Genomic DNA, 26,478 nt, shown 5'->3' with positions numbered 1-26,478 from the left:
GAAGGAGGAAGACGGTATCAGGCCGGCGCGTGGGCGTTGGCGGCATCGATGTCGCGGCCCGTGTGGTCGCGCAGCCAGAGCAGGCCGAGCAGCGACACGAGCGTCATCGCCACGAGGTACCAGGCCGGTGCCAACTTGCTGCCGGTGGCGTTGACCAGCCAGGTGCTGATGAAGGGCGCGAAGCCGCCGAACAGCGCCACGCCGACGCTGTAGACCAGCGACATGCCGCTGGCGCGCACGCGCTTGGGAAACATCTCCGGCAGCATCGTGATGCCCGGCACCGTCTGCACCACCAGGCCGATGCTCAGCACGCCGAGCACGGTGAACAGCACCACGGGCGTGGGCGAGGCGTTGAGCCACAGAAAACCCGGGTAGATCAGGATCGCCATCACGATGCGGCTCCACAGGATGAGCGTCTTGCGGCCCACGATGTCCGACCACTTGCCCACGAACGGCGCGAGCGCGAACGACAGCAGGCCCGTGAGCGCCGCGCCGAACAGCGCCACCGAGGGCGTGAGGCCCAGTTCGCGCACGGCATACGTCGGCATGTAGAAGGTGACCACGTAGGCCGCCGTGGTGCCGCCCACCAGCGCGAGGATGGCCGCCAGCACCGTCTTGCCGTGCTGTGTGCAGACGATCTTCAGGCTGCTCTCGCGCGGCGCCTTCGCGTCTTCGGGCGTGATGTGCAGAGACTCTTCGAGGTGGCGGCGGATGTACATGCCCACCGGCGCGATCAGCATGCCGAGCACGAAGGGTACGCGCCAGCCCCAGCTCTGCATGGCCTCGGCGGACAGCGAGACGGTCAGCACGCCGACCACCACGGCACCCATCAGCACGCCCAGGCCCTGGCTCGCGAACTGCCAGCTCGCCATGTAGCCGCGGTTGGCCGGCGTGGCGTGCTCCACCAGCAGCGTGGTCGACGCGCCCACCTCCCCGCCGGCCGAGAAGCCCTGGATCAGGCGCGCCAGCACGATCACGATCGGCGCCGCGACGCCGATGCTCGCGTAGGTCGGCGTGAAGGCGATCAGCGCGCAGCCCAGCGCCATCAGGAAGATCGTGAGCGTCATGGCCTTCTTGCGGCCCGCGCGGTCGGCGTACGCGCCGATCACGATGCCGCCCAGCGGCCGCATGATGAAACCGACGCCGAAGCTCGCCACCGTCAGCAGCAGCTGGCCGTAGGAACTGAAGGTGGGGAAGAACAGCTTGCCGATCACCAGCGCGAGAAAGCCGTAGACCGTGAAGTCGAAGAATTCCAGGCCGTTGCCGATGGTGGTGGCCACGATGGTCTGGCGCCGGCGGGCCGGCGACGAGGGCGATGTGGGCGAGGGCTGGGAAGCGGGGGTGTTCATGTGTCTCCTGTGTGTATCGGGGGCGCAGGCCGCGTGGGCCCGAACCGCGGCGGATGCTAGAGACTCGCCGCTGTCATGAAAAGACAATAATTGGGCGTCAACGATAACTTTTGGTTGTCACTCCAAAGATGAAGCCCAATCAGTTGCATGCCTTCGTGGCCGTGGTCGAGCAGCTCAGCATCCGCGCCGCCGCGCGCGTGCTCGGCATTTCGCAGCCGGCCGTGACCAAGATCGTGCGCGAGCTGGAGCGCGAGGTCGGCGCGCCGTTGGTGGAGCGCAGTGTGAAAGGCGTGCGGCTCACGCAGTTCGGCCTGGCCTTCGCGCCGCGCGCGCGGCTGCTGCTGGCCGACATGGAACGCGCCCGCGACGAAATTGCGCAGATCCGCGACGGCGCCACCGGCTCCGTCTCGCTGGCCGTGAGCGCCTCGTTCGCGCTCACCGTGCTGCCCGCCGCCTTCAAGGACTTCCACACCCGCCTGCCGGCGGTCGACGTGCAGTTCAGCGAGGCCGTGCTGCCGTGGATGCTCGCGCGGCTGCGCGACGGGTATCTCGACTTCGCGGTGGCGCACATCGTGCCCGGCACGCTCGATCCGCAGTTCGAGGCGCTGGAGCTGTTTCCGGTGCAGTTGGTGGTCGGCCTGCGCGAGCGCCATCCGCTGCGCAATGCGCGTTCGCTGAACGACCTCTATGCCGCCGAATGGGTCCTGCCGGGCGACGACCATGGCGGGACCAACGCCGTGGCGCCGCTGTTCACCCCGCTCGGATTGCCGCCGCCCACGCGCGTGCTGCAGGGCCACTCGGTCACCGTGGCGCTGGCGCTGGTGGGGCACATGGATTTGATCGGCCTCTTCGTCGAGCCGCTGGCCGGGCTGAGCTTCAAGCGCCACGGCATCCGGCGCGTCGACGTGCACGAGACGCTGCCGGTGCTGAACGTGTGCGTGGTGCGCCGGCGCGGGCAGCCGTCGACGCCGGCGGCGCAGCATTTCATCGAGTGCATTCAGCGGGCGTCTGCGATGAGGGCGGCGTAGCGGCCCGCCGGGCCTTTGCTCAACGCGAGAACAGCACCAGCGCCACGAAAAGCAGTTTGACGCCGAAGGCCACGAGGGCGCTGGCGACCGCCATCAGCACCACGAAGGCGACGAAGTAGGCCACGCGTCGGCCCCAGTGCGGCACGCTCGGCACGGCATACCAGTAGAGCAGCGCGGCCGCGCCGAGGTTGATGGCCTGGACCGCATACATGGTGACGCGCGAGGCTTCGGGCGAGTCAAGGACCGACGGGCCCAGCCACATGCACAGAAGTCCCAGCAGCGGAACCACGGTGACCCAGGCGAGCACGCCGAGCGCCAGGCGTCCGGCCGTCTTCATCGCAGGGCGCCCCGTCTGGTCGATGTTTCACTGGCAGTCATGAATTCCTCCTTGATAGCGTTTCGACATCGAACGCTCTGGCGTCCGATCCTATCGGCAGGGTCCGGCAACTGTTGTTAAATGAGAACTACTCTCATTCATAATCCCTCCCGCTTCCGCACGCCGGAAGCGTCACCAGGCCGCCGGGAGGCGCGCCGCCAAGAACATCCAAGGGATTTGAATGAAGAGAGTTTGTGTGAGCCTTGCGCTTGCCGCCGTGCAGGCAGCGCAGGCGCAATCCGTGCCTGCGTCCGCTGCGTCCGACACGCGGGCGGGCGAACTGAGCACCGTCAACGTCGAGGCCTCGCGCGCCAACGGCTTCCTGGCCGAGACGGTCGAGGCGGGCACGTTCCGGGGCGCGTCCGTGATGGACGTGCCGGCCACGGTCAACACGGTGACGCGCGAGGTGATCGAGCTGCAGGGCGCCACCGGCGTGTACGACGTGCTGCGCAACACGGCCGGCGTGACGCGCCAGCAGAACGGCGGCGACACCTTCGACCAGCTCGTCATCCGTGGCATCGCCGTGGAGAACCGCACCAACTACCGCCTCAACGGCGCGCTCGCGATCCCCAACGTGTCCGAGATCCCGATGGAGAACAAGGAGCGCGTCGAGGTGCTCAAGGGCGCGTCGGCGCTGTACTACGGCTTCACCACGCCGGCGGGGGTGATCAACTTCGTCACCAAGCGCGCGGGGCGCACGCCCGTTACCTCGCTCGGGATGGGCTTCGACAACCAGGGCGGGCTGCAGGGGCAGGTCGACATCGGTCGCCAGTTCGGCGAGAACGACCAGTTCGGGTTGCGGCTGAACGCGGCGGGCGGCCAGCTGGGCTCGACCATCGACGGCGTGGACGGTGACCGCAAGTTCATCTCGGCCGCGCTCGACTGGCGCGTGAACCGGCGGCTCACGCTGAAGGCCGACATCGAGCACTATCGCAAGCGCATCACCGAGCAGGCCGGCATCGCGCGGCTTGCGGCCGTCAACGGCGTCATCGCGCTGCCGGCGCTGCCCGATCCGCACAAGCTGATCGCGCCGCCCTGGGCCGTGTTCGAGGCCGAGGTCACCAACACGCAGCTGCGTGCCGACTACGCCTTGAGCGACCACTGGGCGCTCAGCGTGGAAGCCGGCCATTCCGAGGCCGAGCGCGACCGGCGCCTGGCGCAGTTCGGCAACTACAACGTGCGCACCGGCCTGGGCCGTCTCACGGGCAACGTGCAGCACCTCGAGCAACGCTCCGACCTGCTGCGCGCCGAGTTGTTCGGCACCTTCGCCACCGGCGCGCTGCAGCATGAGCTGACGCTCGGCGTGGCACGCAGCGACAAGACGCAGGCGCCCGTGTTCCAGCGCAACTACGGCGGCGCGACCACGCTGCAGAACCTGTACAGCCCCGTGCCCATCGGCGCGCTGGCGCTGAGCGCGATGCCGTCGCGGCCCACCTCGGGCGCGCAGGACAGCGAGGAACTGGGGCTGTACGCGCTCGACCGCATCACCTTCTCGCCGCAGTGGCAGCTGGTGGCCGGCCTGCGCCACACGCGCTACCAGAGCTGGCAGGGCGCGAGCGCCACGCTGCCGGCCCTGGACTACAGCGTGCGCAAGACCACGCCGCTGGCGGCGCTGAGCTACAAGTTCACGCCCGACCTCATGGCCTACGTGTCGTACTCGCAGGGCGTGGAAGAGGGCGAGGTGGCGCCGGCCGGCACCGCCAACCAGAACACGCGCATGCCGCCGGGCGTGAGCCGGCAAAAGGAAATCGGCCTGCGCTGGCTGACCGGCGGCGGCACGCTGCTGTCGGGCGCGCTGTTCGACATCGAACGGCCCGGCGCCTACACCGACAGCGCCAACACCTTCGTGGCCAGCGGGCGCCAGCGTTACCGTGGCCTCGAGGTGTCGGCGCAGGGGCGGCTCACGCCCGCGCTGGCGTGGCAGCTCTCGGGCCAGTGGCTCGATGCCGAATTCCGCCGCGTCAACGCGCAGTACGACGGCAAGCGGCCCGAGAACACGGCGCGCACCACGGCGAGCGCCTTTCTCTCGTACGACATCGCGGCCGTGCCGGGGCTGTCGGTCAACGGCGGCGCGTACTTCACGGGGCGTCGTCCCGTCGATGACCTGAACCAGGGCTTCATCGGTGGCACCACCGTCTTTGGCCTGGGCGCGCGCTACGTGGCGCAGCTCATGGGCAGGCGCACCACCTTCCAGCTGAACGTCGACAACGTGGGCGACAAGCGCTACTGGTCGGCGGCCGGCACGCGGCTGGCGGTCGGCACGCCGCGTACGATCAAGGCCCTGGTCAAGATCGATCTTTGAACCCGCGCGCCCCGCCTTGGCGGGGCTTCCTGTTTCTCGTTTTCTTCTGTTTTTCATGGCTTTGCTGCGTCGCGTCTGGTTCCAGATCCATTGGTTCATCGGCATCACGGCGGGCAGCGTGCTGGTCGTCATCGGCCTGAGCGGGGCGACGCTGTCGTTCCGCGCCGAGATCACCGACCTCCTGAACCCGATCCCGGCGGCCTCGGCCGCGCCCGCATTGGCCCCGCCTGCGCTCGTTGCGCGCGTGCAGGCCGAGATGCCCGGGCGGCGCATCGCGACCGTCGCCGTGTCGACCGAGCCCGGGCGCCCCGCGCGCATCGGGTTCGCACCGCCGCCCGGTGAGCGGCGCGGCGAGACGCGCTTCGCCGATCCCGCCACCGGCGCGCTGCTGCCCGATCCGGTGGGCGAGCACTTCTTCGAGTTCGTCGAGGAGCTGCACCGCTGGCTGCTGCTGCCGCGCGACGACGGCAAGCCCGTCACCGGCTCGCTGGCCGGTCTGTTGCTGCTGCTCGCGCTCTCGGGCCTGTACCTGCGCTGGCCGCGCCGGCCTTTCGCGTGGCGCCAGTGGCTGCGCATCGACTTCGCGTTGCGTGGTCGCGCCTTCCTGTGGAACCTGCATGCGGTGGTCGGCACCGTTGCGCTGCTGGCCTACGTGGTGTCGACCACCACCGGCATGTACTGGGCCTTCGACGGCTTGCGCAAGGCGGTCGACGGCGCGGTCGGCGAAGGCCGCGTGGTGCGTGCCGAACGCGCGCCGGCCGATGCCCCGGTGACGCTCGACCTGGCGCGCGTCTGGCAAGCCTTCGTCGACACCACGGGGGGCGACTGGACCCAGGTGACGCTGCGGCTGCCCGCGCGCAACGGCACGCAGGTGGAGGCCGTCTACCTGCGCACGCATGCCGAGCACGAGCGCGCGCGCAACCGCCTGTACCTGCAGGCCGCGACCGGCGAGACGCTGCGCCACGAACGCTATGCCGACAAGCCGCCCATGGGCCGCTTCGTGAACAGCATCTACCCGCTGCACATGGGCACCTACTGGGGCCTGCCGGGGCGCATCGTGATGATGCTCACGAGCCTGGGGCTCGCGCTGTTCGCGATCAGCGGCTGGATGATGTACCTCGGCCGCCGCCGCACCGCGAAGGCCGTGCGCGCCGAGCGCGCGCGGCTCGATGCGGTCGCCGTGCCCGCTACGTCAGGCGATGCGGGCCAGGTGCTGGTCGCCTTCGCGAGCCAGACCGGCCATGCCGAGCGCCTCGCGCTGCAGACGGCCGGCGCGTTGCAGGCGGCCGGTGTCGCGGCGGTGGTGCGGCCCGTGTCGTCACTGAGCGCTGACGCGCTGCTGCATTTCCGGCAGGTGCTGTGGGTGGCGAGCAGCTTTGGCGAGGGCGACCCGCCCGACAGCGCGCGCGCCTTTGCCCGCGTGTTCGCGCGGCAGAGCGGCCCGGGCTTGCGCCACCTGCGCTATGGCCTGCTCGCGCTCGGCGACCGCCACTACGCGACCTTCTGCGGCTTCGGCCGCAAGCTCGACCACGACCTGCACAACCAGGGGGCGCAGCCGCTGTTCCCGATGATCGAGGTGGACGGCGAAGACCCGGCGGCGCTCGCGCGTTGGCACGATGCGCTGCGCGAGACCTTCGGGGTGCGCGATGCCGTGTGGCCTGTGTCGACCGCACCGGCCTTCGACGCCTGGCGGCTCGATGGCCGGCGCCTGCTCAATGCGGGCAGCCAGGGCGATCCGCTGTTCGAGATCGAGCTGCGCCGCGTCGATGGCGGCACGATGAACTGGACGCCCGGCGCACTGGTCGAGATCGTGCCGCGCCAGATGCACGACGACGGCGCCCCGGCGCCCGCGCCGCGCAGCTACTCGGTCGCGTCGATTCCTTCCGACGGCGCCGTCCAGCTGCTGGTGCGGCAGGCACGGCACGACAACGGGCTGGGCGTGGCCTCGGGCTGGCTCACGGTCGGCGCGCCCATGGGCACGGAACTCGCGCTGCGCCTCGTCGCCAACCCGGGCTTCGCGCTGCCCGACGATGCGCGGCCCTGCATCTTCATCGGCAACGGCTCGGGCTTTGCGGGCCTGCGCGCGCTGCTGCGCGAGCGTGCGCGCCGAGGGCACGGCCGCAACTGGCTGGTGTTCGGCGAACGGCAGGCGGCGCACGACGGCTTCGGCGCGGACGAGGTCGCGGCATGGCAGGCCGGCGGCCTCGTGGCGCGCGCCGATTTCGTCTACTCGCGTGACCAGGCGCAGCGCGTGTACGTGCAGGACTGCCTGCGAGAGGCCGCCGAAGCGTTGAAGCATTGGGTGGACGAAGAGGGCGCGATCGTCTTCGTGTGCGGCAGCCTCGAAGGCATGGCGCCGGGCGTGGATGCGGCGCTCACCGAGGTGCTGGGCGAGAGCGGCATGGACGCGCTCATCGCCGAGGGCCGCTACCGCCGCGACGTCTACTGATCAAACGGGCGGAAAGCTCACGCCCGGTTCGCCCGTCTGCCACGGCGCGTGCTTGGTCATGATGCGCGCGAACATGTCCGATGCGGTCCAGCCCGCGAGCCAGGCCAGCAGGCGCGGCCAGGGCTGGGCGTCGAACCAGGCCACGTCGACCATCGCGAACTGCCGCACGAAAGGCATCAGCGCCGCATCGGCCAGCGTGGCGTGCGCGCCGGCCAGCTGCGCCGACATCGCGAGCCGGTCTTCGAGCCCTTGCAGGAAGCGCGCGCCGTCGTCGCGCGCGGAGCCTTCCGATGCGGGGTAGCGCGCCGGGTACTTGTAGCGGTCGAGCAGCGGCTTGAAATCGTTGTCGCAGGCCGCCACCAGCGCGAGCAGGTCGTCGAGCGTGCCGCGCTCCGGCGTCAGCCAGCGCAGCGGGTCGTGGCGGCGCAGCGCCCACAGCATCACGTCCAGGCTTTGCTCCAGCACCACCGCGCCGCCGTCGAGCACCAGCACGGGGACAGTGCCCTTGGGCGAGGCCGTGAGCATCTCGGCGGGCTTTCGCTTCAGCTCGATCTCGCGCAGCGCGCAGCGCTGCTCGCTCGCCACCAGCGCGAGCCGGGCCCGCATCGCATAGGGGCAGCGGCGGAACGAATAGAGCACGGGGAGGGCGGAATCGGGCATGCGAACCAAAGGTGGACAGGGGGAGCTGGCCGATTGTCGGCCCGTGCCCGCCGGGTCGCGCGGCGGCGGGTTTTTCCTCACAATCGACCGCCATGGGCGAACGCCTTTTCCTCCGGCTTCACGACGACCCGCTGCACGGGCCGGAGTCGGGCGTGCCCGACGGCACGCTGCAGGTGCTGCCGATCGCGCCGGCCCTGCGGTCGCATGTCTCGCACCTGCTGATGTACCGCGAGACCTTCGCGCCCGGCCACGAGGTGCGCGAGCGCGTGCTGCCCGACGGCGCGATCCGGCTGGTCTTCAACTTCGGCGATGCGCCCTCGGCCGACGACGCACCGGGGCAGGCGGTCGAAGCCATCGGCGCCTTCGCCGCGCCCGCCGTGGTGCGGATGCGCGACACGGTGGAAGGCCTGTCGGTGGCGCTGCGTCCCGGCGCGGCGGTGGCGTTGCTGGGCGTGCCGGCCGGCGAGATCGCGGGCCGCGCGGTGCACCTGGACGAACTCTGGGGCGGCGAGGGCACGACGCTGCTCGCACGCATGGCCGAAGCGCGCGGCGATGCCGCACGCGCGCAGCTGCTGCAACAGGCCCTGGTGAAGCGCCTGCAGAAAGCCGGCGACGGCACGCCGTCGGCCGCCGCGATGCACGCCGCACGGCTCATCGCCGCCGCCGACGGGCGCCAGGCATTGCGCGAGGTGGCGCAGGCGGTCGGCGTGGGCGAGCGCCGGCTGCAGCAGCTCTTTCATGCACACGTCGGGCTGTCGCCGCGCGCCTGGGGCCGGCTGGCGCGGCTGCATGCCTGCCTGCGCGCACTGCGCCTGCACAGCGCGCCGGCCTGGGCCGACATGGCGCTGGACCACGGGTTCTACGACCAGTCGCACCTCGTCAACGAGTTCCGCGCCCTGTGCGGCGTGACGCCCACAGAGTTCCTCGGGCGCCGGGTTTCGGTTTCTTCCAAGACGGCGCGCTGAGGCCGGCCTATCGTGGCCGCTTGTCCTGCCCAAGGACCCTCACCGAACGAAGGAGCGACGACACATGACAGCAGCCCCCTCCACCCCCGACGCCGCGCACCGTCCGCTGGCGGGCCGCGTGGCCGTGGTGACCGGCGCCAGCCGCGGCGCGGGCCGTGGCATCGCGCAGGAACTGGGCGCGGCCGGCGCCACCGTGTACGTGACCGGGCGCAGCACCCGCGCGCGGCCGGCCGACAGCTACGGGCAGCTGCTCGCCCTGTCCGAACTGGCCGCCTTGCCCGGCACCATCGACGACACCGCCGACGAGGTCACGCAATTCGGCGGGCACGGCATTGCCGTGGCCTGCGACCACACGAAGGAAGACGAGGTGGCGGCGCTGTTCGCGCGCGTCGAGCGCGAGCAGGGCCGGCTCGACCTGCTCGTGAACAACGCCTGGGGCGGCCACGAAAGCTTCACGGGTGTCTTCGAGGCGCCGTTCTGGGAGCACCCGCTCGCCAACTGGGATTCGATGTTCGACCGCGGCGTGCGCAACCACCTCGTGGCCAGCCGCTGCGCCGCGCCGGGCATGGTGGCGCGCAAGCAGGGCCTGATCGTCACCACCACCTTCTGGGACCGCGGCCACTACCTGCGCGGCAACCTGTTCTACGACCTCGCCAAGGCATCGATGACGCGGCTGGCCTTCGGCATCGCGCAGGAACTGCAGCCGCACGGCGTGGCCTCGGTGGCGGTGTCGCCGGGCTGGATGCGCACCGAGTTCGTGCTCGCGGGCCACAAGACCGACGAGGCGCACTGGCAGGAGCGCCCCGCGCTGGCGCGCACCGAATCGCCGCGCTACCTGGGCCGCGCCGTGGCCGCGCTGGCGGCCGATGCGCAGGTGCTCGACAAGACCGGCCAGGTGCTGCGCGTGGCCGACCTCGCGCGTGCCTACGGCTTCACCGACATCGACGGGCGGCAGGTCGAGGCGTTCGAGATGTAGCGTCAGCCGAGTTCGCGCACGTCGATGCGAAAGCGCAGCTCGGGCGCGCCGCCGAGCCCGGGCTCGGTGATGAACTCCTCGACCAGCACGCCGCCGTTGGCGCGGATCACGCGCTGCGAGGCGAGGTTGTCGGGGCTGGTCGTGATCTCGACGTGGTTCAGGCCGATGGCGCGCGCATCGGGCAGCAGCGCGCGCAGCGCGGCGGTGGCATAGCCCCGGCCGCTTTTCCACGGCACCACGCCGTAGCCGATGTGGCCCAGGCAGTACGAAGGCAGGGCGTTGGTGCCCGGTTGCCAGCGCAGCTGGATGCTGCCGCAGAACTCGCCGTCCCACAGCCAGCGCCGGTAGCCCGGCAGCCGCGGCACGGTGCCGCCGGTGGGCAGCGCGATGGGCGGGCCCTTGGCCTCGCGGTCGACGAGGCCGGCGAGAAAGCCGTCGGGGTCGGCGCGGATCAGCGCCAGCTCTTCGCGGCTGGCTTCGGCGCGCAGGTTGTTGGGCGACCAGCCGCGTTCCAGGGCGGCGATGTAGCTGGGCAAATGTTCAGGCGACGGCCAGACGAACTGCAGTGCGGAAAGGGACATGGGAAACGGTCCTTGTTTTTTGATCAGTACGAGCGCAGGGCGATGCCCCAGCGTCCCTCGGCCTGCACGACGATCCAGAGGTTGGCGTGCGTGCTGAGCACCGCGCCGGCCGCATCGCGCCGCGTGTAGTGCACGACGAAGTGCACCTTGTCGTGGCTCACGAGCACCGGCTCCTTCTTTTCGTACTGCGTGCGCGCCCAGCCGCCGGCCTTGAGCGTGTCGAAGAAATCCACCGGGTGCCGGCCGGGCGTGGGCCAGTCGAGCCGCTGCGCGCCCGAGAGCATCGTGTGCGGAAAGTGCAGCTCGGCGTCCATGCCGCGTGTGTCCGAGGCGTTGAACGCGGCCGTGAAGCGGTCGAGGCAGGCCGACGCGGCGGCGACGATGGCAGCATGCGGCGCGTCGGAGGGCGGCGGGGCGACGAAGGCAGAGAAATCGGTCATGTGCCGGATGGTAGGCGAGCGTGCGCCTGTCGGCCACGCTTGCAAGAAATGCAACTGAGTTGCGTCAATCCCTATAATGCAATTCTGTTGCAACTACGGAGCCTGCCCTCATGGTCGATCGCCTTCCCGTCACCGTGCTGTCCGGCTTCCTGGGCGCCGGCAAGACCACGCTGCTCAACCACATCCTGCACAACCGCGAGGGCCGCCGCGTGGCGGTGATCGTCAACGACATGAGCGAGGTCAACATCGACGCGGCGCTGGTGCGCGAAGGCGGCGCCGCGCTGTCGCGCACCGACGAGAAGCTGGTCGAGATGAGCAACGGCTGCATCTGCTGCACGCTGCGCGAAGACCTGCTGATCGAGGTGAAGCGGCTCGCCAAGGAAGGGCGCTTCGACCAGCTCGTGATCGAGTCGACCGGCATTTCCGAGCCGCTGCCCGTGGCCGAGACCTTCACCTTCGCGGGCGAAGACGGACAGAGCCTGGCCGACGTGGCGCGGCTGGACACCATGGTCACGGTGGTCGATGCCTTCAACTTCCTTCGCGACTACGGCTCGCCCGACAGCCTGGGCCAGCGCGGCCAGTCGCTGGGCGACGAAGACACGCGCACGGTGGTCGACCTGCTGATCGAGCAGATCGAGTTCTGCGACGTGCTCGTGGTCAACAAGACCGACCTCGTGACGGCGCAGGAGCGCGAGGGGTTGATGGCCATCTTGCGCAGCCTCAACCCGCGTGCGCGCATCGAGGAATCGGAGTTCGGCCGCGTCGCGCTCGACCGCGTGCTCGACACGGGCCTGTTCGATTTCGAGCAGGCCGAGCAGGCGCCGGGCTGGCTGGCCGAGCTGCGCGGCGAGCATGTGCCCGAGAGCGAGGCCTACGGCATCCGCAGCTTCGTCTACCGCTCGCGCCTGCCGTTCCATCCGCAACGCTTCTGGGACCTGGTACAGAGCGAGTGGGAGGGCGTGGTGCGCTCCAAGGGCTTCTTCTGGCTCGCGAGCCGGCCGACCCGCGCGGGTGCGTGGTCGCAGGCCGGCGGTGCCTGCCGCTACGGCGTGGCGGGCCTGTGGTGGGCGGCCGTGCCGCGCGAGCACTGGCCGACCGACCCCGACGGGCTCGAACTCATCCGCAAAAACTGGGACGACGCCACCGGCGACGCGCGCCAGGAGCTGGTGCTGATCGGCATCGGCATGGACGAAGCCGCACTGCGCGCGCGGCTCGATGCCTGCCTGCTCACGCCCAACGAGATGCGCTTCGGCCCGTCGTGGTGGCAGAACCTGCCCGATCCGTTTCCGTCGTGGAACGTGTGAGCGCGCGGGCGGTTCAGTCGCCGGCGCTGCCGGGCTGCATCGCCTGCTGTACCAGCCGCGCCATGGCCGACGCGTTCTCGCTGCCGACGGCGGCCAGGCCCTGCACGGTGCCTTGACGGTCCTGCAGGGCTTCGTCCTGGCTGGCCTTGAGCTTGCCTTCGAGGCGGTCGATGGGGATCTCGATGCCCACCACAGCGCGCGCCAGCTTGCGGATGAAGGTCTCGGGCGCGTCCGTGGTCTGCCAGGGCACGGGTTGGCCGGCCTCGTTCGCCGCGGTCAGCCGCGCGAGCAGGTCGAGCAGCCAGGCTTCGTCGTCGATGGCGCGCGCGATGCCGTGCGCGTGTGCGACGGCGTAGTTCCAGGTCGGCACCACCTGGCCGTGCTCGGCCTTGCCGGGGTACCAGCCGGGCGTGATGTAGGCCTGCGGCCCCTGGAACATCACGACCGAAGGGGCCGCGGCATCGAGCTGGCGCCACACGGGATTGGCACGCGACACGTGGCCGAGCAGCGTGCCGAACGGGCCGCGCGAGCGGTCGAGCAGAAAGGGCAGGTGGTTGGCGACCAGCCCGTCGGCGCCCGGCACGACCCAGGCGCCCAGCGGATGCGCGTCGATCAGCGCGTGGCTCGCGCCGAGGTCGGGCTGGCGGTGGTGCCGGGAGACGTACATCGCGCAGCGCGATGACGCTAGCGGGCGCAGTCGCCGCACATGCCGTGCAGCGTGAGCGCCGTGTGCCGCGTGTCGATGCCCTGCTTGCGCAGCGCCTTGCCGAGGCGGCCCATCACCTTGGGCAGTTCGGGGTCGGAAGGCAGCGCCAGCACCTTGTGGCACTGGTCGCATTCGAATGTGTTGCCCGAGGCGGTGTCGACGTGCCGCGCGAAGCGGTTGACCCGGTCGGCGCCCACGCGGCGGTCGCACAGGCCGGCCTCGACCAGCCGGTCGAGCACGCGGTAGAGCGTGACGCGGTCGGGCGGCTCGCCCGTGGCGGCGGTGTAGGCGGCGGCCACTTCCTCGTGGGTCAGCGGCTGCGAGCCGTGTTCGAGCAGCTCGAGCACGGTCTGGGCGGCGCGCGTCACGCGCAGCCCGCTGCCGCGCAGCAGCGCCTCGCTGTCGAAGGCGGGGCCGGGCGACGAGGTCTTCGGGGACGGGTTCGGGGTGGTCTTCATGCGAAACGCCATTGTGTTGCATCCGGCGCTCCCTTGTGCCGTCAGGGGCGCCGGGGCGGCCCGAAGGCGCGGATGTTGCGAGGTGCAAGTCAGCCAACCGGCCGTTTCGCCGCGGCCCGGGTCGCCCGAATGCGCTAAGGTCCGGGCATTCGCATTCCTGAATACCTTCGTTGACCATGTCCCGTCCCCCCATCGAAATCGAAACCGCCCCGAACCCCACCGCCTCGGTGATCCTGATGCACGGCCTGGGTGCCGACGGCAACGACTTCGTGCCGATCGCCGGCGAACTCGACCTGTCGGCGGTGGGCCCGGTGCGCTTCGTGTTCCCCAACGCGCCCGTCATTCCCGTGACCATCAACGGCGGCTACGAGATGCCCGCCTGGTACGACATCGCGGTGGCCGATCTGGTGGCGCGCGAGGACGAGGCCGGCCTGCGCCGCTCGCAGGCGAGCATCGAGGCCCTCATCGCCAACGAAAAGGCCCGCGGCATCCCCGCCCATCGCATCGTGGTGGCCGGCTTCTCGCAAGGCTGCGCGATGGCGCTGATGACGGGGCTGCGCCATGGCGAGCGGCTGGCCGGCATCGTCGGCCTTTCGGGCTACCTGCCGATCGCCGCGACCACGGCGGCCGAGCGCCACGGCGCCAACCACGACACGCCCGTGTTCCTCGCGCACGGCCGGCAGGACCCGGTGGTGCCGCTGGCGCGCGCCGAACAGTCGCGCGACGCGCTGGTGGCGCTGGGCCACCCGGTCGAATGGCACGAATACGCCATGGCGCACTCGGTCTGCATGGAAGAGATCGCCGACCTCAACCACTTCCTGCTGCGCGTGTTCGGCTGAAGGCCCGCCACGCCGGGCCGCGCGCGCATCCATCCTGATCCTGTCACCCCGAAAGAACGCACAGAAGGAGACCCCCATGATCCTGGTCATCGGACACGCGCTGGCAAAGGCCGACACCCTGCAGGCGATGCTGGCCATCAGCGTGGAACACGTGCTGCGCTCGCGCGCCGAGCCCGGTTGCATCTCGCATGACGTCACGACCGACGTGCAAGACCCGCTGCAGCTCACCTTCGTGGAGCGCTGGAGCGACATGGCGGCGCTGCAGGCGCACTTTCGCGTCGATGCGTCGCGCGCTTTCGGCAAGGCGCTCGCGGCCATGGCCGACGGCGTGCCGTCGATCCATGTCTACCAGTCGGAAGAGATCGACCTGTCGGCGGGCCGCGCCAAGGCCTGAATTCCAAGTGCACTTCGGTGCCAGAACGCGCGTGGTGCGTGCGAGGGTAGCTATGAAAATGGTAGCGAAAAACAGCATAGCCGGATGCGGGATTCCCTGCTTCAGCAGTGCCTGTCCGCCCGTGCTACCTTCCAGCCCCACAGAAGATTGATGGGTCATAAGAACATGAGCAACAGATTGCAGGAGAGGCTGGGTGCACTCCCGGCCGCGCGATTGAAGGGAATGCGTCGCGGCATCGAGAAGGAAAGCCTGCGCGCGTTGCCTGACGGCAAGCTGGCCCTCACGCCGCATCCGCTGGCGCTGGGCTCGGCGCTTACGCATCCGCACATCACGACCGACTTCAGCGAGTCGCAGCTCGAACTCATCACGGGCGTGCACGCGGGCGTGGAGTCGGCGCTCGAAGAGCTCACGCGGGTGCACCAGTTCACCTACCGCGTGCTCGACCAGCTCGGTGACGAGCGCCTGTGGGTGTCGAGCATGCCCTGCGGCCTGCCGACCGACGAGACCATTCCGATCGGCCGCTACGGCTCGTCGAACGTGGGCCGCGCCAAGAGCGTGTACCGCATGGGCCTGAGCCACCGCTATGGCCGCCGCATGCAGACCATTTCGGGCATCCACTACAACTGGTCGCTGCCGGAGGTGTCGAGCGAAGAGTACTTTGCGCTGATCCGCAACTTCCGCCGCCAGGCCTTCCTGCTGCTGTACCTGTTCGGCGCCTCGCCGGCCCTGTGTTCGAGCTTTGTCGCGGGCCGCCCGCACGAGCTGCAGCCGCTGGGCGACGGCAGCATGTACATGCCGCACGGCACCTCGCTGCGCATGGGCCGCCTGGGCTACCAGAGCGAGGCGCAGGCCTCGCTGGCCGTGAGCTACAACAGCCTGGAGGGCTACGGCGCCTCTCTGCAGGACGCGCTCACGCGCCCGTGGCCGGCCTACGAGGCCATCGGCATCCGCAACCTGGGCGGCGACTACAACCAGCTGGGCACCAGCCTGCTGCAGATCGAGAACGAGTTCTACGGCACGATCCGCCCCAAGCGTGTCATCCACTCCGGCGAGCGCCCGCTGCATGCGCTGCGCGAGCGCGGCGTGGAGTATGTCGAGGTGCGCCTGATGGACCTCGACCCCTTCGAGACCGTCGGCATCAATGCGCAGACCATGCGCTTCATCGACGTGTTCCTGCTGCACTGCCTGCTGAACGACAGCCCCGACGACACGCCGCAAGAAATCGCCGACCTGGCGCAGAACCAGCACCTCACGGCCGCGCGCGGCCGCGAGCCGGGGCTGAAGCTGCGCCGCGACGGGCGCGAGGTCGCGCTCACCGACTGGGGCCTGGAGCTGGTCGAGCAGTGCCTGCCGATTGCCGCCGCGCTCGATGCGGCGCAGGGCGGCACGCAGCACGTCGATGCCGTGCGCGCCGCGAAGGCCGGCCTCGAGAACCCCGACAGCCTGCCCTCGGCCCGCGTGCTCGCAGCCATCGAGCAGCAGCACGGCAACTCCTTCGTCGGCTTCGTGCGCGCCCAGTCGGAGCAGACCCGCGCCGCGCTGCTGGCGCTGCCGTTCACGGCCGCGCAGCAGGCCGGGTTCGAGCAGATGACGGCCGAGTCGATCCAGGCGCAAAAGCGCATCGAGGCGGCCGACACCATGCCCTTCGAGATCTACCGCGAGCAGTACGTCTCGCCGGCGCGCCTGGGCATGGCCCCCGGCCGCCTGCCGGTCGCGGCCTGAGAAGGCCACCCCGGCGGCGCCGGCCGGCGCATGCCGACAGCGCCGCTGGCCGATGGCCTACAGCCATTGGCCTGTCCGGCTCACCGCGGCCCGGCGGCCATCCCGGAAGATGGTGCCATGCGCTGCCAATCTCCGGACCCGAGACACCCACCATGACGCTCCATGCCTACCTGGTCGAGGACAGTCCGGTGATCCGCGAGAACCTAGTCGACTTTCTCGAGGACGTGGTCGATGCGCACGTGATCGCCTCGGCCAGCACCGCCGACGAAGCGCTCGAATGGCTGCGCGATCACAAGAGCGATTGGGACCTGGCCATCGTCGACCTGTTCCTGCAGCGCGGCAACGGCCTGGCCGTGCTGAACGCCTGCCGCCAGCGCTCGCCGCACCAGAAGGTGGTGGTGCTCAGCAACTACGCCACCGCCGACATGCGCCTGCGCTCGCAGCAGCTGGGTGCCGATGCCTTCTTCGACAAATCGGCCGAACTCGACCAGCTGGTGGCGTACTGCGCCACGGTCCAGCCGTCGCATGGGTGACTCCCGCCGGGGGCGCCCGGCGGCGAACGGGGCGGGGAACTGAGGTAAAACGTTGGGTTGTTGTCAATTGGCAACCCTCACCAACACCGACCCACACCGTTCAGACAGCGAGCAGAGACCTCATGAGCAACAGCACCTCCATCGACTTCCAGGGCCGCGTGGCCATCGTGACCGGCGCGGGCGGCGGCCTGGGCCGCCAGCATGCGCTGGCCTTGGCGGCGCGCGGCGCCAAGGTGGTGGTCAACGACCTGGGCGGCGCGCGCGACGGCTCGGGCGGCTCGGTCAGCGCCGCGCAGGCGGTGGTCGACGAGATCAAGGCGGCCGGCGGCGAAGCCATGGCCAACGGCGCCTCGGTGACCGACTTCGAGGCCGTGCAGGCCATGGTCAAGCAGGCGGTCGACGCCTGGGGCCGCGTCGACATCCTGGTGAACAACGCCGGCATCCTGCGCGACAAGAGCTTCGCCAAGATGGAGCTGGACGATTTCAAGCTCGTGGTCGACGTGCACCTGATGGGCGCCGTGAACTGCACCAAGGCCGTCTGGGCGCTCATGAACGAGCAGAAGTACGGCCGCATCGTGATGACCACCTCGTCGTCGGGCCTGTACGGCAACTTCGGCCAGAGCAACTACGGCGCCGCCAAGCTGGCGCTGGTGGGCCTCATGCAAACGCTGAGCATCGAAGGCGCCAAGAACGACATCCGCGTGAACTGCCTGGCGCCCACCGCCGCCACGCGCATGACGGAAGACCTGTTCCCCAAGGACATGCTCGAGGCCTTCCGCCCCGAGGCCGTGGTGCCCGCGATGCTGGTGCTGGCCGCGCAGGACGCGCCCAACCGCACCATCCTCTGCGCCGGCGCCGGCACCTTCGAGGCCGCCCACATCACGCTCACGCAGGGCGCCTGGCTGGGCATTGCCGCCGACACGCCCGAGCAGCTGGCCGCGCGCCTGTCGGAAGTGACCGCGCGCGAGGGCGAGGCCGTGCCGCAGAGCGGCGCCGCCCAGGGCGCGAACGAAGTCGCCAAGGGCCAGGCGAACGCCGGCCGGGGCTGAACTTTCGTCACTCGGTGCATGGCGCTTGACTTCGAGCGCACTCGAGCATTTCCAATGAATTCACCGGATGTCCGGTGTCTTCATTCATCCAAGGAAATCACGCCATGCACACGATCGACAACAAGGCCCTGGTCCAGCGCATCCACGCGGAGCTGGACAAGGGCAACGGCCAGGCCTTCATCGACAGCCTGGCCGACGACGCCAGCTGGACGCTGGAAGGCAGCACGCCCTGGTCGCGCACCTACCAGGGCAAGCAGGCGATCCGCGAAGAGCTGATCAAGCCGCTGTTCGGGCAGTTCGCGGGGCCCTATGTGAGCAAGACCGAATGCATCATTGCGGAAGGCGACCGCGTGGTGGTGCTGTTCAGCGGCGACGTTCCCACCAAGGCCGGCAAGCGCTACAACAACCGCTATTGCTACGTCTACCGACTCGAAGGAGGCCAGGTGAAGGCATTGACCGAGTACTTCGACACCGCGCTGGTCGAGCGGGCGCTCGACGCGCCGACCGCCCATGCCGGCTGACCTCGCCGCTGCTGCCACGCCGTCGTTCCACATCGGCGAACTGGCCGCGCGCACGGGCCGCACGGTGCATGCCATCCGCTGGTACGAATCGCAGGGCCTGGTGCCCGGCGTGGCGCGCGATGCGGGCGGGCGGCGCGTGTACGGCGAGCTGCATGTGGGCTGGCTCGACCTGATGGACCGGCTGCGCCGCACCGGCATGTCGATTGCCGAGATGCGCGACTACACGGCGCTCGCATTGCAGGGCAAGGCCACGCTGCGCCAGCGGCGCGACCTGCTCGAGGCGCACCGCGCGCGCGTGCACCAGACGATCGCCGACTGGCAGCAGGCGCTGTCGCTGGTCGATCGCAAGATCGATTTCTACGACGCCTGGATGGCCGACGGGCGGCGCCCGCCGCTCATTCCGGTGGAAATGCCGCAGCGCCTGCCCGCGCCGAAGCGCAAGCCGGCGCGCTGAGCTTCGACTCGACTATTCGGCGACGAAGCCCTCGCCGTCGCGGCGGATCGAATCGCGGGCGCGGTGGTTGTTGAGGCGGCCCAGCGTGTTGTCGAGCAGGCGCTTGAGCTTGTCGGCCGCGCCGCGGAAGGCCTCGTCGAGGCTGGTGGCGTGCTGTGTCACCGCGAGCGGCTGGTGGTGCGCCAGGCGCGCTTCCATCACGCAGCACTTGTCGCCGCCGCCGGCCTTGTCGTGGTTCTCGTCGCTCAGGTGCACCTCGACGCGCGTCACGTCTTCGACGAAACGGCTCAGGTGCTGCTTGATCTCGGTGTCTGCCCAGCGCTCCAGCGTGTCCTTGTTGGTGATGCCATTGCTCGTGTTGACCTGGATCTGCATTGCGTATGTCCCTGCTGGATGGTGAACGAGCCTTCACTGTGCACCCGAAAGAGTGCCCCTGCGCGTAGGTGTGTTGCCCCTTTTTCCCGGGGGCATGGCAGCGTGCTCAGCTCTGGATGTAACTGGTCAGCTGGGTGATGGTCTGCTCGTGCTCGGAAATGATGTCGTCCATCAGGTCTTGAATCGAGATCATGCCGACCACCTTGTCGCCGTCGACCACGGGCAGGTGGCGGAACTTGCGCTGGCTCATGAGCGCCATGCAGGCGTGGGTCTGGGTCTGCGGGGTGACGGTCATCACGTCGGGCGTCATGATCTCGGAGACTTTCATCTCTTTCGAATTCTTGCCCTGCAGCGCCACCTTGCGGGTGTAGTCGCGCTCGGACAAAAAGCCCACGAGCTTCTCGCCGTCCATCACCATGAGCGCGCCCACTTCGAAATGCGCCAGCGTGGCCAGCGCGTCGAACACGCTGGTGTCGGGCGAGGTGCGCCAGGCGGCGGAATCGTGGCGCTTGAGCAGTTCGGAGACGGGTTTCATCGCAGGCACTCCATTCAGGGGTTTCGATCCGGCCGACGCACGTGGCGGCGCCGTGCTTCGGACAAATCATAGGGGCGGAATCGCCCTTCGCGATGCAAAACCCTCCCGGGTGTTGCGCGTGTCACGCCGCGCACACGAACCCGGGGATGATCAAGGGTGCTCAGGGCGCGGCGGCGAGCACGCGGCTCAGCGCCACGGCATTGCCCGCGACGTCCTTCACGAGGCCCTGCGCATCGAAGTTCACCTGGAACTCCGACCAGCTGTCGCGCCAGTAGCGCCACACCGGCGCGTCCAGGCTCGGGTTCTCGCTGGCCACCGGGTAGCCCAGTGCCATCAGCACCTGTTCGCGCGTCATGCCCGGCATCACCTTGCCCGCGAGGATGGCGGCGCCCATCGCGGGTGGAAAGCTTGCGATCTTGCGCTTGGGGTCTTCGGTGACCACGTAGCGCTTGGCGAAGTCGATCAGCGTGATGTTGCGGCTGTAGTCGTTCTTGATGCGCTGGGGCTTGCCCGCGAGATCGAGGTTGAAGAAGCGGAAGTCGTAGGCCGTGATGCGCGCCGGCGTGCCCACGGGGACGATGCTCGTGCCCTGCTCGTCGTAGTTGATGTCGCTGATCGAGTCGCCGTAGGTGCGCATGTTGCAGCACAGGAAACCGTCGGTCAGCGGACCGGGCGGGGGCGACGGGCGCTGGGCGTGCACCGCGGTGGCGGACAGGATGGTGGTGGCCGCGAGCAGGGCGGCGGCGGCAAGGCGCTGGACCATGAAAAGGATCTCCCTCGGTGTGACTTTTTGAAACGGCTGCAGGCGCAGCGCGCGGATTCTAGGGGTGATCTGGCGGCCAACAAGCCAGTGAATACGCCAGTTGGTGCTATCAAAAGCGCAGCAACGAGGAATCGGTCCGTTTCCCGGTTCACAATGCGCACCCGGCCTGCGAGGCCGGTCCCCTTCCAGACAGCGCGAAAGAAAGAGCATCCATCGATGGCGATCCAGTGGTTCCCCGGTCACATGTATTCGACCCAGAAGGCCATCACCGAACGGGTGAAGGACATCGACGTGGTGATCGAACTGCTCGACGCGCGCCTGCCCGGCTCCAGCGCCAACCCGATGCTGGCCGAGCTCACGGCCGGCCGGCCCACGCTGAAGGTGCTCAACAAGCAGGACCTGGCCGACCCCGTGCGCACCGAGGCCTGGCTGGCGCACTACAACGCGCTGCCCGACACCCGCGCCATCGCGCTCGATGCCAGCCTGACCATGCCCGCGCAGCGCATCGTGCGCGCCTGCCACGAGCTGTCGCCCAACCGCGGCGGCATGGCCAAGCCGATGCGCGTGCTGATCTGCGGCATTCCCAACGTGGGCAAGTCGACCCTCATCAACACGCTCACCGGCGGGCGCAAGGCCAAGACCGGCGACGAGGCCGGCATCACCAAGCTCGAGCAGCGCATCACGCTGGCCGACGACTTCTACCTGTGGGACACGCCCGGCATGCTGTGGCCGCGCATCATCGTGCCCAAGAGCGGCTACAACCTCGCGGCCAGCGGCGCGGTGGGGCGCAACGCCTTCGATGAAGAAGAAGTGGCGCTGGAGCTGCTCGACTACCTCAAGGCGAACTACGCCGAGGGCATCGTCGCGCGCTTCAAGCTCGTCGAGCTCGACGCCGCCACCCTGGCCGGCATGAAGGACGAAGACGTCCTCGACACCATCGGCCGCAAGCGCGGCGCGCTGCTGGGCAAGGGCAAGGTCAACCTGCAGAAGGCCGCCGAGATCGTGATGCACGAGTTCCGCGCCGGCAACCTGGGGCGCATCACGCTCGAGACGCCCGAGGAGTTCGCGCAGTGGCTGGCCGCCGGCCAGCGCGCCGATGCCGAGCGCGCCGCGAAGAAGGCGGCGCGCGGCAAGAAGGGCAAGGCCAAGCCCGAGGCGCCCGACGCAGACGGCGGCCCAACGGCCGACGCGTGAAGGTCTTGCGCGCGGCTCGCTGAAGGCTGCGCGGGCCGCCCCTATCATCGAGACATGCAACGTCTCACGCGCCAGCGCAACGCCGTTTTCTCCGCCTTCAGCGACGCCGGTCGCGTGCTGACCGCCCCCGAAATCCTCGAACACGCACGGGCCATCGTGCCCGAGATCAGCCTGTCGACGGTGTACCGCCAGGTCTCGCTGCTGCTGGCCGACGGCGAGATCGCCAAGGTCGAGCTGCCGGGCGAACCGGCGCGCTATGAAGTGGCCTGCAAGGCTGATCCACACGACCACCATTCGCACGGCGCCAGCGAAGGTGGCGATGCAGGGCACCACCACCATCACTACTTCCATTGCTCGCACTGCGGCCAGGTGTTCCTGCTGCACGCCTGCCCGGGGCCGATGCACGACCTGGCCCCCAAGGGCTTCCAGGTGACGCACCACGAGGTCACGCTGCATGGCCTGTGCGCGGCCTGTGTCGACGCCGGCGCGAAAGCGCCGAAGGCGCACCCGCCGCACTGAAGACGGCGGGCCCCGGGGTGCCGGGGAAAGGTCAACAAAGTTATTGAGAATGAATTCGCAATAACGTATATTCGCGTGTCCGAACGAACTCCCCGGCCACGTCCATGCAAGTCCTGTCCTCGCTCAAGGAAGCCAAGAAGCGTCACCGCGATTGCCAGGTGGTGACGCGGCGCGGCCGCACCTACGTCATCTGCAAGTCCAACCCGCGCTTCAAGGCGCGGCAAGGCGGCGCAAAGAACAAGAACAAGCGCTGACGCGCGGCGGCACCGCTGCCGCCTCCATTCCCCCTCGATGACCGCATCGGCGTGCCCACGCCGGGGCGTGCCTGCGCGCGTCTTTCCTTTCCTTCTTCCTTCCATCGGAATCCCTCCGCCATGCTCCGAGCCTCCGGCCTCACCAAACGCTACGGCGCGCACACCGCGCTCGATCGCCTCGACCTCGACATCCGCGGCGGCGACATCTACTGCCTGCTGGGTGCCAACGGCGCGGGCAAGACGACGACCATCAACCTGTTCCTGAACTTCATCGCGCCGACCGACGGCACGGTGCAGATCAACGGCACCGACGTCACGCGCCACCCGGTCGCGACCAAGCAGGACGTGGCGTACATCCCCGAGCAGGTCACGCTGTACGGCACGCTCTCGGGCCTGGAGAACCTGCGCTTCTTCGCCGGCCTGGCGCTGGGCCACGAACTGCCGCGCGAACGCCTGCTCGCGCTGATGACCGAGGTGGGGCTCGACCACGCCGCCGCCGACAAGCGCGTCAGCATGTATTCGAAGGGCATGCGCCAGAAGGTGTGGATCGCGGTGGCGCTGGCCAAAGAGGCCAAGGCGCTGCTGCTCGACGAGCCCACCTCGGGGCTCGACCCGCATGCCGCGGCCGAGTTCTCCGACCTGCTGCGCCGCGCGGCCGACCGCGGCGTGGCCGTGCTCACCACCACGCACGACCTGTTCCATGCGCAGCAGACCGCCACGCGCGTCGGGATCATGAAGCGCGGCCGGCTGGTCGAAAGCCTCGACGGCGCGCAGATCGGCCAGACCGACCTGCAGTCCCTCTACCTGCAACACATGAGGGCCTGACCCGATGACGATGCGCTGGATCGCCCGACGCGAATTCACCGAACGCCTGCGCGACGGCCGCCTGTACTGGGCCGGTGGGCTCGTGGCCGTGCTGCTCTTCACCGCGCTGGCCGTCGGCTGGGCGCACCAGCGCGGCGCACATGCCGAGCAGGTGGCCGCGCAGGCCATGGACTACCGCGACTGGCTGCACCAGGACAAGCGCCATCCGCACGACGCCGCGCACCAGGGCATGCACGCCTTCAAGCCCGAGCCGCCGCTGTCGATGGTCGACGCGGGCATCAACCCCTACATCGGCAGCACCGTGTGGCTGCAGGCGCACCGCCAGAGCGAGGTCAAGTTCAACGCCGCGCAGGACGCCACCGGCCTGCAGCGCTTCGGCAACCTGTCGGTCGGCTGGATCCTGCAGGTGCTCGGCCCGCTGCTGGTGATCGTGCTGGGCTTCAACGCCTTCGCGGGCGAGCGCGAGCAGGGCATCCTGCGCCAGACGTTGAGCCTGGGCGTGGCGCCGCTGCGGCTGCTGGCCGGCAAGGCGCTCGCGCTGTCGGCGCTGCTCGCGGTGCTGCTGGTGCCGGCGGCACTGGTCGCGGCCGTGGCCGTGGCGGTGGCGGTGGGCGCGGAGCCGGGCGGGCGTGTCGATGCGCTGCTGCGGTTGGGCGCGTGGTCGCTGGGCTACGCGGTCTACCTCGGCATCTTCGTGTGCCTGGTGCTGGGCGTGTCGGCGCTGTCGTCCACCTCGCGCATGGCGATCACCGTGCTGCTCGCGCTGTGGATCGGGCAGGCCGTGATGGCGCCGCGCGTGCTGTCCGAACTCTCGCGCACCTGGTTCCCGAGCCCGACGCGGCTGGCGTTCAACCAGGCGCTGGGCGCGGAACTCAAGGCCGTGTCGAACCAGGTCTGGCAGCAGAACTTCGGCACCACCGAGCGCTGGGGGCGCGACGTGCCGCTGAGCAAGTGGGGCATCGCACTGCGCCTGGACGACCAGGCCTCGTACCCCGTGTACGACCGCCACTACGGCCGCCTGTGGGACACCTGGGAGCAGCAGCAAAAGGTGCAGGAGTGGAGCGGCCTGCTGCTGCCGCTGCTCGCGGTGCGCAGCTTCTCGATGGGCATGGCGGGCACCGACTTCTCGCACCACCGGCGCTTCACCACGGCCGCCGAACTGCACCGCCGCAACATCCAGGACCTGATGAGCAAGGACCTCGTGGCGCATGCCGATCCGCTCGGCGACCGCCACTTTTCCTACCAGGCCACGCCCGAGCTCTGGGCCACCGTGCCGCCCTTCGACTACCACCCGCCGGGCGCAGGGTGGGCGCTGCGGCACCAGGCGCGCAGCTTCCTCGTGCTGTGCGCCGGCCTGCTGCTCGCGGCGGCGTTCGCGGCCTTCGCCACCTTGCGCCAGCGCGCGCTCTGAGAGGGGATGCCACCCATGTCCATTCATCCTCCCCAAGGCCGCCGCCTGCTGGCCGTGATGCGCCAGGAAGTTCGTTTGATGCTCGCCGAGCGCGGCCTCTGGGTCGTCGGCGCGCTGTTCCTCTTGCTCGTGGCCTATGCATTGGGCAACGGCCTGCTGCAGACCGCCCAGCGCGACCGCGCGCAGGCCGCGGTGGCGCAGGCCGACCGCGACACCCGCACCGCGCAGCGCACCTTGCTCGAAGCCATCTTCGCCGGTACCGCGCAGCCCACGCCCTTCGAGAATCCGGCTGATCCTTCGCGCATGGCCAGCGGCTACGGCGGCCAGCACGTGCTGCTGCCGACCGCGCCGCTGGGCCCGGTCGCGCTGGGGCAGAGCGACCTGTTCCCGAGCCAGTACCAGGTCACGAACCAGAGCCGCGTGGTGTTCATGAACCCCAGCGACATCGAGAACCCGTGGCACCTGCTGAGCGGGCATTTCGACCTGGCCTTCGTCATCGTCTACCTGCTGCCGCTGCTCATCTTTGCGCTCAGCTACAACCTGCTGTCGGCCGAGCGCGAGAACGGTACCTTGCGCCTGCTGCTGTCGCAACCGCTGCGGCTGCGCACGCTGCTCGCGGGCAAGCTCACGGTGCGCGCCGCGGTGCTGCTGGGGCCGGCTGTGCTGCTGCCGGTGGCGGTGCTGTGGATTGCGCGCCATGCGGGGCTCACCGCCGGCGGCGCGGGCAGCGCCACGCTGTGGTGGGCGCTGCTCGTGGGCGCCTACGCGCTGTTCTGGTTCGCGTTGGTGGTGGCGGTCAATGCCTTCGGCGCCTCGTCGGCGACGAACGCGATGGTGCTCGTCATCGCCTGGGTGCTGCTGGTGCTCGTGGCACCGGTGCTGCTCAACCTGGCCGTCACGCAGGCCAGCCCCGCGCCCTCACGCACCGAGCTGGCCACGCGCCAGCGCGTGGTCACGGCCGAGGCGATGAAGCGCTACCAGGACCTGCTGGGCACCGAGTACCAGCACGTGGGGCAGGGTGCCATCCTCGTGCCGCGCGACGGCAAGATCGAGATCGCCGGCCGCTCGCTGGCCAACTACCGCATCCAGCGCGAGGTCGACGAAGCGATCCGCCCCGCGCTCGCGCGCTTCGATGCGCAGCAGTCGGAACAGCAGGCGCTGGTGGGCCGCTTCGGCGCCGTGTCGCCGGCGGCCGTGGCCTACGAGGGCATGACCGCGCTGGCCGGCAACGGCGCACGGCGCCATGCGCGCTTCGACGCACAGACCGTGGCGCACCACGAAGCGTGGAAGGCCTTCTTCTTCCCGCGCATCGATGCGCGCGATGCGCTTGCCCCGGCCGACTTCGACCGCATGCCCACCTTCGCCTGGCACGAGGAGCCCGCCGAGCTCGTGCGCGGGCAGGCCGCGCTCGCTGTGCTGCAACTGCTGGTGCCGAGCCTGCTGCTGTTCGGGCTCGCGGCCTGGCGGCTGCGGCGCTTCTCGGTGGCCTGACGCTT

The 26,478-nt window shown here is 69.7% G+C and carries 29 protein-coding genes; 19 read left to right on the top strand and 10 right to left on the bottom strand.

Going from position 1 to position 26,478, the window contains the following annotated elements; all coding sequences use genetic code 11:
• Positions 1–17: 17 nt before the first annotated feature.
• Positions 18–1,349: an MFS transporter gene (locus tag AC1RL8_RS12325; protein WP_492684412.1), complete on the bottom strand. Its 1,332-nt coding sequence runs from the start codon at positions 1,347–1,349 to the stop codon at positions 18–20.
• 128 nt (positions 1,350–1,477) lie between these two features.
• On the opposite strand from AC1RL8_RS12325, the gene AC1RL8_RS12320 reads away from it, so the two are divergent.
• Positions 1,478–2,377: a LysR substrate-binding domain-containing protein gene (locus AC1RL8_RS12320; protein ID WP_492684411.1), complete on the top strand. Its 900-nt coding sequence runs from the start codon at positions 1,478–1,480 to the stop codon at positions 2,375–2,377.
• Positions 2,378–2,396: 19 nt separating this feature from the next.
• On the opposite strand, the gene AC1RL8_RS12315 is transcribed toward AC1RL8_RS12320, so the two are convergent.
• Positions 2,397–2,714, bottom strand: a complete 318-nt coding sequence (locus AC1RL8_RS12315; RefSeq protein WP_492684410.1) for a hypothetical protein — start codon at positions 2,712–2,714, stop codon at positions 2,397–2,399.
• 220 nt (positions 2,715–2,934) lie between these two features.
• Between AC1RL8_RS12315 and AC1RL8_RS12310 the strand changes: the two genes are divergently transcribed.
• Together AC1RL8_RS12310 and AC1RL8_RS12305 are read left to right on the top strand one after the other, a co-directional pair.
• Positions 2,935–5,055, top strand: coding sequence for a TonB-dependent siderophore receptor (locus tag AC1RL8_RS12310; protein ID WP_492684409.1), 2,121 nt, complete (start codon positions 2,935–2,937; stop codon positions 5,053–5,055).
• Between the two features lie 55 nt (positions 5,056–5,110).
• Positions 5,111–7,504, top strand: a complete 2,394-nt coding sequence (locus AC1RL8_RS12305; protein WP_492684408.1) for a PepSY domain-containing protein — start codon at positions 5,111–5,113, stop codon at positions 7,502–7,504.
• Here the strand turns inward: AC1RL8_RS12305 and AC1RL8_RS12300 are convergent, their stop codons facing one another.
• Entirely contained in the window at positions 7,505–8,164 is a 660-nt protein-coding gene (locus AC1RL8_RS12300) for a glutathione S-transferase (RefSeq protein ID WP_492684407.1), read from the bottom strand. It lies immediately after the preceding gene.
• Between the two features lie 92 nt (positions 8,165–8,256).
• Between AC1RL8_RS12300 and AC1RL8_RS12295 the strand changes: the two genes are divergently transcribed.
• Together AC1RL8_RS12295 and AC1RL8_RS12290 are read left to right on the top strand one after the other, a co-directional pair.
• Positions 8,257–9,129, top strand: a complete 873-nt coding sequence (locus AC1RL8_RS12295; protein ID WP_492684406.1) for a helix-turn-helix transcriptional regulator — start codon at positions 8,257–8,259, stop codon at positions 9,127–9,129.
• 64 nt (positions 9,130–9,193) lie between these two features.
• Positions 9,194–10,105, top strand: a complete 912-nt coding sequence (locus AC1RL8_RS12290) for an SDR family oxidoreductase (protein WP_492684405.1) — start codon at positions 9,194–9,196, stop codon at positions 10,103–10,105.
• Between the two features lie 2 nt (positions 10,106–10,107).
• Here AC1RL8_RS12290 and AC1RL8_RS12285 read toward each other — a convergent pair whose 3' ends face one another.
• Both AC1RL8_RS12285 and AC1RL8_RS12280 read right to left on the bottom strand, forming a co-directional pair.
• Positions 10,108–10,686: a GNAT family N-acetyltransferase gene (locus tag AC1RL8_RS12285; RefSeq protein WP_492684404.1), complete on the bottom strand. Its 579-nt coding sequence runs from the start codon at positions 10,684–10,686 to the stop codon at positions 10,108–10,110.
• Between the two features lie 23 nt (positions 10,687–10,709).
• The gene (locus tag AC1RL8_RS12280) at positions 10,710–11,126 is read right to left on the bottom strand and encodes a hypothetical protein (RefSeq protein WP_492684403.1); all 417 of its coding nucleotides are present in this window, start codon (positions 11,124–11,126) and stop codon (positions 10,710–10,712) included.
• A 110-nt stretch (positions 11,127–11,236) separates the two neighbouring features.
• On the opposite strand from AC1RL8_RS12280, the gene zigA reads away from it, so the two are divergent.
• On the top strand, positions 11,237–12,430 hold the full coding sequence (zigA, locus tag AC1RL8_RS12275; protein ID WP_492684402.1) for a zinc metallochaperone GTPase ZigA: 1,194 nt from the start codon (positions 11,237–11,239) through the stop codon (positions 12,428–12,430).
• A gap of 13 nt (positions 12,431–12,443) precedes the next feature.
• Here zigA and AC1RL8_RS12270 read toward each other — a convergent pair whose 3' ends face one another.
• Both AC1RL8_RS12270 and AC1RL8_RS12265 read right to left on the bottom strand, forming a co-directional pair.
• The gene (locus AC1RL8_RS12270; protein ID WP_492684401.1) at positions 12,444–13,097 is read right to left on the bottom strand and encodes an FMN-binding negative transcriptional regulator; all 654 of its coding nucleotides are present in this window, start codon (positions 13,095–13,097) and stop codon (positions 12,444–12,446) included.
• A 17-nt stretch (positions 13,098–13,114) separates the two neighbouring features.
• On the bottom strand, positions 13,115–13,594 hold the full coding sequence (locus tag AC1RL8_RS12265) for a Fur family transcriptional regulator (RefSeq protein WP_062477006.1): 480 nt from the start codon (positions 13,592–13,594) through the stop codon (positions 13,115–13,117).
• A gap of 176 nt (positions 13,595–13,770) precedes the next feature.
• Here AC1RL8_RS12265 and AC1RL8_RS12260 point away from each other — a divergent pair, with 176 nt between their 5' ends.
• The 7 genes from AC1RL8_RS12260 to AC1RL8_RS12230 all read left to right on the top strand — a co-directional run bounded on the left by AC1RL8_RS12260 (position 13,771) and on the right by AC1RL8_RS12230 (position 19,106).
• Entirely contained in the window at positions 13,771–14,433 is a 663-nt protein-coding gene (locus tag AC1RL8_RS12260) for an alpha/beta hydrolase (protein WP_492684400.1), read from the top strand.
• 76 nt (positions 14,434–14,509) lie between these two features.
• The gene (locus AC1RL8_RS12255) at positions 14,510–14,827 is read left to right on the top strand and encodes a putative quinol monooxygenase (RefSeq protein WP_159270917.1); all 318 of its coding nucleotides are present in this window, start codon (positions 14,510–14,512) and stop codon (positions 14,825–14,827) included.
• A 165-nt stretch (positions 14,828–14,992) separates the two neighbouring features.
• Positions 14,993–16,549, top strand: coding sequence for a glutamate--cysteine ligase (gene gshA, locus AC1RL8_RS12250; RefSeq protein ID WP_139706532.1), 1,557 nt, complete (start codon positions 14,993–14,995; stop codon positions 16,547–16,549).
• Positions 16,550–16,701: 152 nt separating this feature from the next.
• Positions 16,702–17,082, top strand: a complete 381-nt coding sequence (locus AC1RL8_RS12245; RefSeq protein ID WP_307696152.1) for a response regulator transcription factor — start codon at positions 16,702–16,704, stop codon at positions 17,080–17,082.
• Positions 17,083–17,204: 122 nt separating this feature from the next.
• On the top strand, positions 17,205–18,131 hold the full coding sequence (locus AC1RL8_RS12240; protein ID WP_492684399.1) for an SDR family NAD(P)-dependent oxidoreductase: 927 nt from the start codon (positions 17,205–17,207) through the stop codon (positions 18,129–18,131).
• Between the two features lie 104 nt (positions 18,132–18,235).
• Positions 18,236–18,652 (top strand): nuclear transport factor 2 family protein, encoded by a 417-nt coding sequence (locus AC1RL8_RS12235; protein WP_070062565.1) that lies wholly within the window; start codon positions 18,236–18,238, stop codon positions 18,650–18,652.
• Positions 18,642–19,106 (top strand): MerR family transcriptional regulator, encoded by a 465-nt coding sequence (locus AC1RL8_RS12230; RefSeq protein WP_492684398.1) that lies wholly within the window; start codon positions 18,642–18,644, stop codon positions 19,104–19,106. Before AC1RL8_RS12235 ends, AC1RL8_RS12230 begins: the two co-directional genes overlap by 11 nt.
• Positions 19,107–19,118: 12 nt before the next feature.
• On the opposite strand, the gene AC1RL8_RS12225 is transcribed toward AC1RL8_RS12230, so the two are convergent.
• The 3 genes from AC1RL8_RS12225 to bamE form a co-directional block, all read right to left on the bottom strand.
• The gene (locus AC1RL8_RS12225; protein WP_062476985.1) at positions 19,119–19,481 is read right to left on the bottom strand and encodes an HPF/RaiA family ribosome-associated protein; all 363 of its coding nucleotides are present in this window, start codon (positions 19,479–19,481) and stop codon (positions 19,119–19,121) included.
• 106 nt (positions 19,482–19,587) lie between these two features.
• The gene (locus tag AC1RL8_RS12220; protein ID WP_307587549.1) at positions 19,588–20,016 is read right to left on the bottom strand and encodes a CBS domain-containing protein; all 429 of its coding nucleotides are present in this window, start codon (positions 20,014–20,016) and stop codon (positions 19,588–19,590) included.
• Positions 20,017–20,176: 160 nt separating this feature from the next.
• Positions 20,177–20,779, bottom strand: coding sequence for an outer membrane protein assembly factor BamE domain-containing protein (gene bamE, locus AC1RL8_RS12215; RefSeq protein ID WP_492684397.1), 603 nt, complete (start codon positions 20,777–20,779; stop codon positions 20,177–20,179).
• A 216-nt stretch (positions 20,780–20,995) separates the two neighbouring features.
• Here bamE and ylqF point away from each other — a divergent pair, with 216 nt between their 5' ends.
• The 6 genes from ylqF to AC1RL8_RS12185 all read left to right on the top strand — a co-directional run bounded on the left by ylqF (position 20,996) and on the right by AC1RL8_RS12185 (position 26,473).
• Positions 20,996–21,973 carry a ribosome biogenesis GTPase YlqF gene (gene ylqF, locus AC1RL8_RS12210; RefSeq protein WP_492684396.1) on the top strand — a complete coding sequence of 326 codons (978 nt, stop codon included), beginning with the start codon at positions 20,996–20,998 and terminating at the stop codon, positions 21,971–21,973.
• Between the two features lie 54 nt (positions 21,974–22,027).
• Positions 22,028–22,492 (top strand): Fur family transcriptional regulator, encoded by a 465-nt coding sequence (locus tag AC1RL8_RS12205; RefSeq protein WP_307587555.1) that lies wholly within the window; start codon positions 22,028–22,030, stop codon positions 22,490–22,492.
• Between the two features lie 104 nt (positions 22,493–22,596).
• A complete protein-coding gene (ykgO, locus tag AC1RL8_RS12200; RefSeq protein ID WP_013542562.1) occupies positions 22,597–22,746 on the top strand; it encodes a type B 50S ribosomal protein L36 in 150 nt (49 codons plus the stop codon).
• Between the two features lie 120 nt (positions 22,747–22,866).
• The gene (locus tag AC1RL8_RS12195; protein WP_062476970.1) at positions 22,867–23,571 is read left to right on the top strand and encodes an ABC transporter ATP-binding protein; all 705 of its coding nucleotides are present in this window, start codon (positions 22,867–22,869) and stop codon (positions 23,569–23,571) included.
• A 4-nt stretch (positions 23,572–23,575) separates the two neighbouring features.
• On the top strand, positions 23,576–24,982 hold the full coding sequence (locus AC1RL8_RS12190) for an ABC transporter permease subunit (RefSeq protein WP_492684395.1): 1,407 nt from the start codon (positions 23,576–23,578) through the stop codon (positions 24,980–24,982).
• Positions 24,983–24,997: 15 nt separating this feature from the next.
• Positions 24,998–26,473, top strand: coding sequence for an ABC transporter permease subunit (locus tag AC1RL8_RS12185; protein ID WP_492684394.1), 1,476 nt, complete (start codon positions 24,998–25,000; stop codon positions 26,471–26,473).
• Positions 26,474–26,478: the final 5 nt, after the last annotated feature.

The organism is Variovorax sp. GW822-FHT04E09, from assembly GCF_058800845.1.
The sequence above is the reverse complement of the archived record's forward strand: the minus strand, read 5'-3'. Positions and strand labels throughout refer to the sequence as shown.